The sequence below is a fragment of the Nostoc sp. genome (assembly GCF_036917395.1).
GTDB lineage: Bacteria > Cyanobacteriota > Cyanobacteriia > Cyanobacteriales > Nostocaceae > Nostoc.
In genome coordinates, this window is record NZ_JBALDI010000010.1 from 19300 (window position 1) to 31298 (window position 11999).

Sequence of the window (11999 nt, forward strand, 5' to 3'; positions counted from 1 at the left end):
TGCTGAGTCAGAGTTTCAACTCGTAACTGTGGACTCATAACTCAGCACTGAAATTAAAGGGCTTCCTTGCGGCGGGTTGATTTGTCACCCACTTTCTGGAACAGACCCCACTCAACTTGCTCTTCTAGATCCGCATCAACACCCGCAAACACGTCTCGGTAGATTGTCCGAGCGCCATGCCAGAGGTGACCAAAGAAGAATAGCAGAGCAAATACGGCATGTCCAAAGGTAAACCAACCTCTAGGACTGGTGCGGAATACACCATCAGAGTTCAAGGTTTCCCGGTCAAATTCAAAGATTTCACCGCCTTGAGCCTTACGGGCATACTTCTTCACATCAGCTGGTTCTGTAAAGGTCTTACCGTTTAGATCACCACCGTAGAAACTGACAGTGACACCAGATTGCTCAAAGCTGTACTTAGATTCTGCCCGACGGAAGGGAATGTCAGCGCGGACAATTCCATCTGCATCGGTCAAAATCACTGGGAAGGTTTCAAAGAAGTTGGGGAGACGACGCACGGTCAATTCCCGTCCTTCAGAATCTTTGAATACGCCGTGACCTTGCCAAGATTGGGCAATTCCATCACCCTTGACCATAGGCCCTGTACGGAATAGGCCGCCTTTAGCGGGGCTATTACCGACGTAATCATAGAAAGCCAGTTTTTCGGGAATCCCCGACCAAGCTTGGTCCAGGGTTGCACCTTGGGCAACGTTTGTTTGGACGCGGCGCTGAATTTCTTGACGGAAGTAGCCCTGATCCCATTGGTAGCGGGTAGGGCCAAACAATTCGATCGGAGTGGCGGCGTTACCGTACCACATAGTACCAGCAACAACGAAAGCAGCAAAGAAGACTGCTGCAATACTGCTAGAAAGTACTGTTTCAATGTTCCCCATCCGTAGGGCTTTGTAGAGCCGTTCGGGGGGTCTGACTGTGAGGTGGAATAAGCCTGCAATAATACCAACTACACCAGCAGCAATGTGGTGAGCCGCAATCCCACCAGGGTTATATGGGTTAAAACCATCTGGGCCCCATTCTGGTGCTACTCCTTGGGCAGCCCCAGTTATTCCATAAGCGTCAGAAACCCAAATCCCCGGGCCAAATAGTCCGGTGACGTGAAAAGCACCAAAGCCAAAACAAAGTAGACCAGATAAGAACAGGTGAATGCCAAACATTTTTGGCAAGTCTAGGGCGGGTTCACCAGTGCGGGGATCTCTAAAGAGTTCCAAATCCCAGTAAACCCAGTGCCATACGGCGGCTAGGAACAAAAGACCTGAAAGAACAATGTGAGCCGCAGCAACGCCTTCAAATGACCAGAAGCCAGGATCAGTTGCTGGGCCACCAGTAACGTTCCAACCACCCCAAGATTGGGTGACGCCCAAACGTGACATGAAGGGCAGGACAAACATCCCTTGACGCCACATCGGGTTGAGAACCGCATCGCTAGGGTCAAAAACAGCTAGTTCGTAGAGTGCCATCGAACCAGCCCAGCCTGCTACTAAGGCTGTGTGCATCAGGTGTACAGAAATCAGCCGCCCTGGATCATTCAGAACGACTGTATGTACTCGGTACCAGGGTAGTCCCATTGACTACGCTCCTCCTCGATGAGTTAGTTTACAAAGCAATTTTCTTACTGAGATTCTGAGAAACGAAAGTCGCCACTCAGAAAACTCTCTCTTGTTTTTTGTTATTGCCAGAGCCAGAGTTTTACCACAGCTTAGTCTTATAAGTCAGACAGCGTGGGAGATGAGGCAATGCTTACTCGCTTCGGGAGGTTTACCTTGTAGGGTAGCCACCGCCAAGCAAAAATGAGAATGTTTTAAAAAGTGTAACTATTGATGGAATTGTTTGCAAGCGTGTAAATTGATGCGCTCGCGTAGCATCTCCAAGTTTTTTCGCTACCAATACCCATCATAGATTAAATTTGCTTATCTTTTTTTTACGATGGGAGTGGGGAGATGAGAGGGAATGGGGAGTGGGGAATGGGGAGTGGGGGCAACAAGAGGAGGGGACAAGAATAATTATGTTGTTATGTTATTTCATCTACTCCCTACTCCCTACTCCCTACTCCCTACTCCCTACTCCTTACTGAACCACCAATTGGATATTTTGCAATTCACATTTCGTCTCAGCTGTACCCAAGCGTTCAATTACCTGTTCAGCGCTCATCAAACGCTTGAGTACTACTTGACCTATAGTCTTACTGGCGATCGCTGGTGTTGTTGGTTTAACTTCCACGGTTAAAACGGCTTCTTCAACTCGATAAAGCCATAGCAATTCGTTTTGTTCCACTATGCAAATATTCATTCGCTGAATATCTGGTTGGCGTCGCCATGCAGTGATTTGCCAGAGTCCATCAGATGCCCAGACTCTAGCAACTGTCCATCCCTCAGATAGAAAGAAATACTTCACGGTCTTAGTCTCACTATTAGACTTTCAATCTGCTGTTCACGATATTGCGATCGCTTGATTTCGCTGATGTATAAACACTAGATTTGTAAGTAAAACCATGCAGGCGATCTCTACGAAAAATCGCTCAACAGGTAGTTATGTCCAAACATGCTCCCGTCTTAATGTACATTACTTGGACTACGGTCAAAGCTTAACAAATCTATTCACTAGTAACTATAAAATTTACGACAAATTCAGCCAATGTTTAAAATCTTAATTAAATAAAAATTTTTCAGTATTCAACAAATGTAAATTTCTGTACTTTTATCAATGATTTTTTGTAATAAATAGTGCAATTGCACAGTAGTAATAAACTTAACCATGAAGTTCATTCGCCATAAATTTTTGATTTAGAAGGTTGCAAAGTCATAATGTAGAACAAGTTTTCTCTCACTTGGCTGTGCAAGTTCTGTTTTTTATACGTATATACTTAGCCATAGGCATTGCCAACCAAAGTGGGTGTTCCATCCATAGACGCGTAGCGGCTTAAGGCAGGGTACGAGCACCGAGAACCACTATATTTATGAAGATTCAGCAAAATAGTCACAAATGTAGTAAAATTACTGACCGCTGATCTCAAAAATATTATTGCCATGACCTGGTTTTCCTTGTCCGTAAAACGGTGGGGTCGGATTACACAATTCCTATCTTTGTTCTGTCTATGTTTATTTTTAGTTGTTAGTTGCGCTCCTCGTCCTAAGCTTTCTACGCCGCCATCCGGTTCTGTAAATAGCCCTACAGGTGATGGTCGTATTACTATAGGTACAACAGCAAAGCCGAGAACCCTTGATCCGGCTGATGCTTATGAGTTAGCATCCTTAGGTTTGGTGTTTAATATGAGCGATCGCCTTTACACCTACGAACCAGGAAGCACGGAAATTAAGCCCCAGCTAGCTACAGCATTACCCAAAGTCAGTCAAGATGGCTTAACTTATACCATCCCCTTACGTCAGGGAGTGGTTTTTCACGATGGAACTCCCTTCAACGCCCAAGCAATGGCGTTTTCAATCCAGCGCTTTATTGAAAATAAAGGAAAACCCTCATTTTTACTAGCTGATATAGTAGATTCGGTAAAAACTACAAGCGAGTATGAGTTAACAATTAAGCTGAAAAAGCCCTTTGCAGCGTTTCCCTCACTGCTGGCGTTTCCTGGAGTGTGTGCAGTTTCATCAAAAGCTTACGAACTCGGTGCTGGTAAATTTAAGCCGAATATTTTTGTGGGGACTGGCCCTTACAAATTAGGACAGTATGGTACTGATTCAATCCGATTTGATCCGTTTGATAAGTATTGGGGAGAAAAACCAGCTAACAAGGGTGTTAACCTCCAAATTCAAACTAGTCCGGTTAATTTGTTTAATGCTTTCCGTACAGGTGCAGTCGATGTAGCTTATCTATCGCTACAGCCAGATCAAAATCGCAGCTTGGAAGAAGGTGGTAAAAAAGGGGATTGGCAAGCGATCGCAGCTGAAGGTAGTGTAGTAAGTTATCTGGTATTAAATCGAAATCAAAAGCCTTTAGATAAATTAGAGGTAAGACAAGCGATCGCTTCAATAATTGACCGTCCACTTTTAAATGACCGGGCATTGCTTGGTCAAGCAGATCCGCTTTATAGTATGATTCCCACGACGTTCAATATTTCCCAGCCATTATTTAAAGATAAATATGGCGATGCTAACTTTGAGCAAGCTAAAAAATTGTTAAGTACTGCTGGTTTCTCCAAAGAAAATCCTGCTAAAGTACAAATTTGGTATCCTTCTAGTTCACCTACTCGTACTTTGGCAGCACAGACACTTAAATCCCTTGTCGATGTCAAAATGGATGGAATCCTGCAATTTGAAGTCACCCCCGCCGAAGGGCCAGCCTTCTTTAAAGACATTACCAAGGGATTATATCCAGCAGCTTTACTTGATTGGTATCCAGACTTTTTAGATCCAGATAATTACGTCCAGCCGTTTTTGTCTTGTGATAAAGGTTCAGTTGCTAAGGGATGTGAAGATGGAGGCAGTCAAAGTCAGGGTTCGTTTTACTATAGCGAAGCCATAAATAAATTGATTGATCAGCAACGCAAAGAACAAAACCCCCAAGCGCGTCAGAAAATTTTTACAGAAATTCAAACGCAAGTAACTACTGATGTACCTTACGTTCCCTTATGGCAAAGCAAAGACTATGTATTTGCCCAAAAAGGTGTGAACAGCGTACAACTTAATCCCACCCAAATTTTGATTTACCAGACAATTAAAAAGTAGTTAAAAAGTCAAGGGGACATGAAATTACTTTTTAACCTCTAACCTCTGTGTTATCTGTGCCTCTGTAGTTAATTTAATTACGTTTTAACCACAGAGACGCAGAGAGCGCAGAGAGAATAAAGAGATTTTAGAAGTCACTTTGAAAGGGTTATGTTCAATATTTTTAATTTTGACTTTTGGTTCTTAAGTAAATATGTTTCGTATCCAGTCAATAGCCAAGATGCTTTCAAAAATTGCATTTTGAATTTTGAATTTTGAATTTTGAATTGCTTATGTCTCGTTCTAAAGCTTTACAATATTACATTGTTTCTCGGTTGCTTCTGGCACCACTTCAGCTATTAACGATTATCACCATTGTATTTCTCTTACTAAGGGCAACACCAGGAGATCCAGCAGATGCAATTCTCGGTGGACGTGCGCCAGAAGCAGCTAAAGAAGAATTGCGAAAACAACTTGGTTTAAACCTTCCTTTGTGGCTACAGTACCTCAATTATTTGGGAAGCATACTGCGTTTTGACTTGGGAAGTTCTTTGTTGAGTCGGGGAGAGAATGTTTGGGACATAATTGGACAATATTTCCCAGCGACGGTGGAGTTAGCAGTATGTAGTATGGCGGTTGCACTCATCATCGGAATTACGGTTGGGACTCTTTCGGCTTCTCGTCCTGGAACATATTTCGATGTCGGTGGGCGCTTGTTTGGGATCATCACCTATGCACTCCCCATGTTTTGGGCGGGAATGCTTTTACAGTTGATTTTCTCAGTCCAACTGGGTTGGTTTCCCAATTCCAACCGCTTTCCGCCTAATCTTCCGGCTCCCACTCCTGTGACTGGATTGTATACAATTGATAGCTTACTCGGTGGAAATTTTACTCAGTTTTTCACATCTTTGCACCATCTTGCCCTACCAAGTCTCACATTAGGAATTTTGCTCAGTGGGATTTTTGAGCGAATTGTACGAGTGAACTTAAAACAAACTTTGCAAGCAGATTATGTAGAAGCAGCTAGAGCCAGAGGTCTTGGTGAAAATAAGATTTTAGTCTCCCATGCTTTAAAAAATGCTCTAATCCCAGTAATTACAGTCTTGGGATTAACTTTTGCGTCTCTATTGGGTGGGGCGATTTTGACAGAGGTAACATTTTCTTGGCCTGGGTTAGCTAATCGACTGTATCAAGCGATCGCCGATCGCGATTATCCCACAGTCCAGGGAGTGCTAGTATTTTTTGGTGCGATCGTTGTCAGTGCCAGCATTTTGATTGATATTTTAAATGCTTATGTAGATCCGCGAATTCGGTATTAAGCTGTTTGACATTTTGTTAATTTTCTTGAGAAATACCACTGGCTAAAATACCAAGAATTTTATTCACATCTTTGAGATAATATTCGCTTAAATCAATGGTCAATGTTTGTTGTTCTAGTTTGAGGAATTGCCAAATACTGCCAGTTGTGACTGCTCCATAAATTGTTTTAATCTCAGTTGCAGCTTGCTCATTAAAAATTTTGGCTGCTACCATTTCCGCTGCACACTGACCTAAACCCGCATTAATATTTTCTTTTTTAGCTTCTACAACTGTAATTACTGGTGCTGTCAAAATTAGAATTTCTGGAGATTTAGTAATAATAAAATCGCAAGTTCCATTTAATCCTTTGCTATTATCGACAGTGAAATCCACCCCAGAAAATAAACTAACTTGTTCATGTAATTGTCGGCGTAAATCAACTAAAATTGGTGCAATATTTCTGGGATTTATAACTACGAACTTCTCAAAGCCTAAATTTACCTTTGATTTAGTTAGCCCCCATCCAACCACAAAACTTTTTTGCAAGAGGTCTAGTAAGTAGATGAACAGCATCGATAGGGCAGCAATTGATTGGACTGTTAGCGAGGACAGTAACAGACGTGCAGTTAGCTCGATCCAAATTCAGCTGGATGACCATGCAACTACCGTCTTGGATACTGGCGGCAGCGGGTTACCTATGGTGCTGCTACACGGGGTGGGATTTGACGCCTGGATGTGGAAGCAAGTTTTGGCTTACCTGCCAGCAGAACGGCGGATTGTCGCCTACGATCTGCGCGGTCATGGCACAGCCCGCCACGCCGGCGGTTCCCTCACCTACAAGCAACTGGCTACTGACTTGAATGGACTACTGAGCCGCTTAGATATTGCTCGAGCGGAAGTTATTGGTCTTTCCTTCGGCGGTGAGGTAGCGCAAGCCTTTGCGCTGGCATATCCCGAACACCTGGCGGCTTTAAGCTTAGTCTGCACCCGTTCAAGTCCTTTTTTGCCGTTTCTGACCCTGGCTAGCCAAGTCCGTCAGGAAGGAATGGCAGCCGTTGTTGATGTCTGTCTGGCTCGCTGGTTTGACAGTGCTGCCTTAGCCGCCAACGGACCTGCTCTTCGTTATGCCCGCCGCCAAACAGCAAACGCTAACTCAGAAGTCTGGGCTAAGGCGATGGAACTGATTGCTGGTTTTGATGTGATGGATCGCTTGAGTTCAATGAGTGTTCCCACTCGCGTGATTGCCGCTGAACTAGACACAGTGGGGACAGTTGAGCATATGCAGGCAATCGCTAGTCAGATTAAGGGTTCTGTCTTTCACATAGTTCCAGACGGTCACCACCTTTTGTGCTTTCAGTACCCAAAGATTTTGGCTCACCTACTGGTTTAGAGAGCGTAACCAATTAGGCATTGAGCCGAGATAGGGATACCGTTGGCGAATTCCCCAAACAGCTAAACCGAACCGATTAGTTGAGTAATGAAACGGTTGACAACCGAATGGTACTAAGAAAAGCTCTAAGCTATGAAGTGCTGAATACTCTGAAGCGTCATGATGTCGTTGAGGAAACTCAGGGAAGCAGGCGGATTATGGTAGAACTGTTTCGCCGTTGGGTTTTGCAGCAGTAGCGGATTTTTTCAGCGAATAGAAAGCGAATAGAAGGCGAATAGAGGGCGAATAGAATTCGCGGCTACACAGGCAAAGTCCGCGAAGGCGGACTAATTTTAGCGATCGCATTTGTTATATCGGCGATCGCATTTGCTATATCAGCGATCGCATTTGTTACTACAGCGATCGCATTTGTTACTACAGCGATCGCATTAGCTATATCGGCGATCGCATTTGCTATTCTGAAAGCCTATCTTCTCAAACTCCGGGGGTCGAGGGCATCTCTTAATCCATCACCAAGTAAGTTGAATGCTAGCACTGTGAAGATAATCAGCACAGCCGGCGGCCAGATTAACCAAGGTTGCAGTACCAAAATTGAAGCATTGCTAGCCAGAGAAAGCATATTGCCCCAAGAGGGGTCTGGTTGTTGAATTCCCAAGCCGATGAGACTCAGTATCGCTTCTGATTCAATAAAGCTAGGAATTGCAAGAGTAGCAGAGATAACTATATAACTAGCCATTTGCGGCAAAACGTGGCGGAGGATGATATAGAGTGGGTTCCCGCCCATTGCGCGTGCCGCTTGCACAAATTCTCGCTCTTTAATTGATAGTACCTGTCCGCGAATCACCCGTGCTAAACCAGCCCAGCGAATAACTGAAGTAATCACCACAATCAGCAAAAAGCGCTGGGTACTGCTTAAACCAGCTGGTAAGACTGCTCCCAAAGTCACCAAAAGATAAATACTAGGGAAAGTCATTACTACTTCTGCCAAGCGCATAATGATGCTATCAGTCACACCGCCGAAATAGCCAGAAATTCCCCCGATAAGCAAACCGAGGGGATAGGCAATGATAATACCAAAAATCCCGATAAACATACTGATGCGACCGCCATGCAGCAGGCGACTAAATTCGTCGCGCCCTTGGTCATCAGTGCCCAAGATATTGAATTTTGCCTCACTTGTTGTGCCAAACAAATGCCAATTTAAGGGGATACCAGGAAAGATTGTGACTTCATCCCACTTCGGGGGTAATGGCAAACTCATCTGCAACAATCGGTATTCTGGCCCGGAGACAAATAGACGCAGAGGTGAGGGTTTTTTGAAGTCTACAACGAGTTGGCGATCGCCTGTTTCTAAATTAGTATCTCCCTGAGTCGTCGGATAAACATGGGGGCCAATAAACTGTCCTGACTGAGAAACCCAGTGTATCTTAGTTGGTGGCAGCAGTGAACCATTGGCCTGTGAAGCATAGGGGTCATAAGGAGCCACGAAATCGGCTGCAATTACTGCTATGTAGAAAACTAACAGCAAAATTGCCCCAAATCGTGCCAAAGGATTTTTCTTCAGTCGTCGCCACCAATCCATAGTAGTTAGGAGTTATAAGTTATGAGTTATGAGTTATTAAACTTTTATCTTAATTCATAACTCATGATTAATAATTTTCAACTCTAAACTCCTGTACAGACGCGATTAATCGCGTCTCTTCTAACTCCAAACTCCTGTACAGACGCGATTAATCGCGTCTCTTCTAACTCCTAACTCCCCACTTCTAACTTGTTTAAATATCGCTGCTGTTCTTCCTGTTGTTTTTCATGTTCTACAACAAACACATTTGAGTAAAGATTAGCGAGAATTTGTTTTCCCTGTTGTGTCAATGATAAATAATGCAGTCCCTCTTGGATATAGGGATAGACGCCATTCCAGTAAAATTTAGCGTAGTTATTCCGTAAATCGGCAGGGGTTTTATAGCCCAAAACTTTATTTACACCAGTTTCTTCAAACTCGTAAAATAAAGAAGTAATTTTCTTCAGGTAACGTGGGTCGCTTAGTTGACCAATCAAATCAGCAGCCCGGACTAATCCTGCAAAGCACTTTGTATCTTGATGATCTTCTGCCGCAGGCACGGGAAATCGAGTCAATTCAATATTGCTCTTAATTGCCTGAGCATCTATCAACTTGTAACCTCCAAAACGCTCATCAATAAAAAGCTTGGCTCTATCAACATGATACGGCGTTAGACTGGCATCAGAAGCGCCAGGAGCTACAGAAATCATTTTGCCATTTTTACCCGTGGCATATAAGCCTGCTGTTTCTCGGTCTTGTCGGCAAACTCCCTTAACGTAGCCAATATCATGACTCAGTAAGGAAATGATACAATGCAACCAGTCTTCACTGGAAACACCGCCTTCCCTAATGTGTTTGCCACGTAAGATTTCTTGCCCTACCAGGGTGACAAGAACAGTGTGTTCAACATTGTGGTAAAGGGCGTCGCTATTAGCAATGTTTTCCAAAGCCATGTTACCAGCCCAGGCGATAATGTCCTGATAATCATTTTTGAAGCAGCCATAGGTGCGACGGTAGCCTTCTCGAATTTCATTTACAAAGGCATCAATTAAAATTTCAGTAGCATTGAACATATCTGGTTACTTTGGTAAATACCAATGGTGTGTGACCTAGAGTAGCTAAATAAGATTAGACAATTTCATGTATCATAATCTACATGAAGTTTTTTAGCATCTTTTAAGTAATTACTCTTGTTAAAAATTTAGAGCGTAGAGACGCGCTTGTTGTAGTACTGGTTCATCTACTTAAGATGCTTGCCGCTCAATTTTGTTTTGGGTACAAATAGCGATCGCACCACCAATGATGTCCGCAATGCGATCGCTCTAAAAAGCTTACGAAAAACCTAACCCCCTAACCCCCAACTCGTCGCGGGAAGGGGGAAAGTTCAAAGTCTCTCTCCTTTTAGGAGAGAGATTTAGAGAGAGGTTTTCCAAATACCGTGAAAAGTCAGGTTGACGTTGAGATGTGCGATCCTATTTACCAGTGGGAATCATAACAAATAGATTCACTACGGTAAATATTCAATGGCTTACCAAAACATCACCGCTTCCCTTTCTCCAGCAGATATCCAAGAAATTAAAGCAGCCTTTGCAACTATCCAAGCAAAGATGCCTTTTCTTGTAACCCTGAGTGTGGAAGAACGACGCAAGTTATTTAAGATGGGCGATAAAAGCCTAGCCTTTGTCAACACCAGCCTGACTGCTGCCCAGTCTAACCGAGAAATTCTCCCAGCCAGCTTTAATGTAGATGAGTTTGTGCAGGATTATCAACTAGCAGCGACGCTTACTGAACTGTTGATTGGATTACGACAACTGACAGAACAAGTAGATGATACCCTAATGGCAGTCGGCAGCGAAGCAATGGGTAGCAGTTTGACAGTTTACGATTACGTCAAGACTGCTGCTAAGAAAACTCCAGGGTTAAAAACTATTGCTGAACAGTTAGGCGATCGTTTTAAAGCTATTAAAAATAAACCTGTTAAAACTAACTCTGGTTCATAGGCTGAAAATCTTGCCAAAGATACCGGAAGAGTCAAAGGGGAAAAGTTAAAGGGAGATTTAATTCCTTTTCTTTCACCCTTTTTATTTTGTCAACTGGTGAATGAGTCTTTGATACTCGCGCGAGAGTCTTTAATACTCGTGGACGAGTCTTTGATACTCGTGCGAGAGTCTTTAATACTCGTGCGAGAGTCTTTAATACTCGTGCGAGAGTCTTTAATACTCGTGGACGAGTCTTTGATACTCGTGAGCGAGTCTTTGATACTCGTGGGCGAGTCTTTGATACTCGTGGGCGAGTCTTTGATACTCGTGGGCGAGTCTTTTATACTCGTGGGCAAGTCTTTGATACTCGTCAATCAAAATAAGGCATTTCCAACTAAAAAAATATTTAACGATTTTTGTGATATGGGCATCTCGCCCGTTTTATGAATTGTGCGGGCTTAGAAAGTCACCCTATAAGATCCAACTTTCTGAATCGGGAATTAGGAATTGCAAGGTTGTAATCATATCCATAACCGCGTCTAATCTGCCACCTTGCCCCCAATTATGCTTACCATACCCCGCCACGCTAGCAAGCGATCGCTCTTTTTCCTTTTTTGTTTCACCCTACTCCTGACTTTCCTCCTCTCTTTACCTTGGGTAAACGCTGAAAAAAAACCTAAACCGGAAGTATGGCAGATTAACGGTTTTGTCGCAGCCCTAAAAGACCCAATACCCGAAGTCAGGGCTACAGCAACGCAATACTTACAGGAATATCAGCTAGATAACTTTAAATCTCAGATAAAAAACTATTATGATCAGCTTGTAAAACAGTTTGTCAAACAGTTGCAGGATAAAGATTCAGCAGTTTCCCGTAAAGCAGCAGCACAGGCACTAGGGCAGATGCAAGCTAAGGAACAAGCTCCACAAGTTGCCCTGCTGCTCAAAGATTCTGACATTGGTGTCCGTCTTGCAGCAGCAGAGGTACTAGGGCAGATGCAAGCCAAGGAACAAGCTCCACAAGTTGCCCTGCTGCTCAAAGATTCTGACATTGGTGTCCGTCTTGCAGCAGCAGAGGTACTAGGGCAGATGCAAGCCAA

General features: G+C 43.6%; 12 protein-coding genes. 6 read left to right on the top strand and 6 right to left on the bottom strand.

Annotated elements, in window-relative coordinates; all coding sequences use genetic code 11:
• Window positions 1-53 precede the first annotated feature (53 nt).
• Both psbB and V7K46_RS07150 read right to left on the bottom strand, forming a co-directional pair.
• Entirely contained in the window at window positions 54-1583 is a 1530-nt protein-coding gene (psbB, locus tag V7K46_RS07145; RefSeq protein ID WP_335111873.1) for a photosystem II chlorophyll-binding protein CP47, read from the bottom strand.
• Between the two features lie 499 nt (window positions 1584-2082).
• Complete coding sequence (locus tag V7K46_RS07150) at window positions 2083-2409, bottom strand: hypothetical protein (RefSeq protein ID WP_335111874.1); 327 nt, start codon at window positions 2407-2409, stop codon at window positions 2083-2085.
• Window positions 2410-3041: 632 nt separating this feature from the next.
• On the opposite strand from V7K46_RS07150, the gene V7K46_RS07155 reads away from it, so the two are divergent.
• Both V7K46_RS07155 and V7K46_RS07160 read left to right on the top strand, forming a co-directional pair.
• A complete protein-coding gene (locus tag V7K46_RS07155; protein WP_335111875.1) occupies window positions 3042-4694 on the top strand; it encodes an ABC transporter substrate-binding protein in 1653 nt (550 codons plus the stop codon).
• Between the two features lie 272 nt (window positions 4695-4966).
• Window positions 4967-5992, top strand: coding sequence for an ABC transporter permease (locus V7K46_RS07160; protein ID WP_335111876.1), 1026 nt, complete (start codon window positions 4967-4969; stop codon window positions 5990-5992).
• A 16-nt stretch (window positions 5993-6008) separates the two neighbouring features.
• Here the strand turns inward: V7K46_RS07160 and V7K46_RS07165 are convergent, their stop codons facing one another.
• The gene (locus V7K46_RS07165; RefSeq protein WP_335111877.1) at window positions 6009-6545 is read right to left on the bottom strand and encodes a hypothetical protein; all 537 of its coding nucleotides are present in this window, start codon (window positions 6543-6545) and stop codon (window positions 6009-6011) included.
• Here V7K46_RS07165 and V7K46_RS07170 point away from each other — a divergent pair.
• Together V7K46_RS07170 and V7K46_RS07175 are read left to right on the top strand one after the other, a co-directional pair.
• Window positions 6535-7362: an alpha/beta fold hydrolase gene (locus V7K46_RS07170; RefSeq protein ID WP_335111878.1), complete on the top strand. Its 828-nt coding sequence runs from the start codon at window positions 6535-6537 to the stop codon at window positions 7360-7362. The genes V7K46_RS07165 and V7K46_RS07170 overlap by 11 nt on opposite strands.
• A gap of 107 nt (window positions 7363-7469) precedes the next feature.
• Window positions 7470-7598 (top strand): hypothetical protein, encoded by a 129-nt coding sequence (locus tag V7K46_RS07175; RefSeq protein WP_335111879.1) that lies wholly within the window; start codon window positions 7470-7472, stop codon window positions 7596-7598.
• Between the two features lie 230 nt (window positions 7599-7828).
• On the opposite strand, the gene V7K46_RS07180 is transcribed toward V7K46_RS07175, so the two are convergent.
• Together V7K46_RS07180 and V7K46_RS07185 are read right to left on the bottom strand one after the other, a co-directional pair.
• Window positions 7829-8944, bottom strand: coding sequence for an ABC transporter permease (locus tag V7K46_RS07180; RefSeq protein ID WP_335111880.1), 1116 nt, complete (start codon window positions 8942-8944; stop codon window positions 7829-7831).
• A 170-nt stretch (window positions 8945-9114) separates the two neighbouring features.
• Window positions 9115-9996, bottom strand: a complete 882-nt coding sequence (locus tag V7K46_RS07185; RefSeq protein WP_335111881.1) for an Npun_R2479 family HD domain-containing metalloprotein — start codon at window positions 9994-9996, stop codon at window positions 9115-9117.
• 450 nt (window positions 9997-10446) lie between these two features.
• Between V7K46_RS07185 and V7K46_RS07190 the strand changes: the two genes are divergently transcribed.
• Window positions 10447-10923, top strand: a complete 477-nt coding sequence (locus V7K46_RS07190; protein WP_335111882.1) for a hypothetical protein — start codon at window positions 10447-10449, stop codon at window positions 10921-10923.
• 213 nt (window positions 10924-11136) lie between these two features.
• On the opposite strand, the gene V7K46_RS07195 is transcribed toward V7K46_RS07190, so the two are convergent.
• Complete coding sequence (locus V7K46_RS07195; protein ID WP_335111883.1) at window positions 11137-11280, bottom strand: hypothetical protein; 144 nt, start codon at window positions 11278-11280, stop codon at window positions 11137-11139.
• Window positions 11281-11466: 186 nt separating this feature from the next.
• Between V7K46_RS07195 and V7K46_RS07200 the strand changes: the two genes are divergently transcribed.
• Window positions 11467-11999 (top strand): HEAT repeat domain-containing protein (locus V7K46_RS07200; RefSeq protein ID WP_335111884.1); only part of this gene is annotated, 533 nt, incomplete at its 3' end.

Coding starts and splice junctions, on each gene's coding strand:
- psbB (WP_335111873.1), bottom strand. CDS start 1,583: ATGGGACTACCCTGGTACCGAGTACATACAGTCGTTCTGAATGATCCA.
- V7K46_RS07155 (WP_335111875.1), top strand. CDS start 3,042: ATGACCTGGTTTTCCTTGTCCGTAAAACGGTGGGGTCGGATTACACAA.
- V7K46_RS07160 (WP_335111876.1), top strand. CDS start 4,967: ATGTCTCGTTCTAAAGCTTTACAATATTACATTGTTTCTCGGTTGCTT.
- V7K46_RS07170 (WP_335111878.1), top strand. CDS start 6,535: ATGAACAGCATCGATAGGGCAGCAATTGATTGGACTGTTAGCGAGGAC.
- V7K46_RS07165 (WP_335111877.1), bottom strand. CDS start 6,545: ATGCTGTTCATCTACTTACTAGACCTCTTGCAAAAAAGTTTTGTGGTT.
- V7K46_RS07175 (WP_335111879.1), top strand. CDS start 7,470: ATGGTACTAAGAAAAGCTCTAAGCTATGAAGTGCTGAATACTCTGAAG.
- V7K46_RS07180 (WP_335111880.1), bottom strand. CDS start 8,944: ATGGATTGGTGGCGACGACTGAAGAAAAATCCTTTGGCACGATTTGGG.
- V7K46_RS07185 (WP_335111881.1), bottom strand. CDS start 9,996: ATGTTCAATGCTACTGAAATTTTAATTGATGCCTTTGTAAATGAAATT.
- V7K46_RS07190 (WP_335111882.1), top strand. CDS start 10,447: ATGGCTTACCAAAACATCACCGCTTCCCTTTCTCCAGCAGATATCCAA.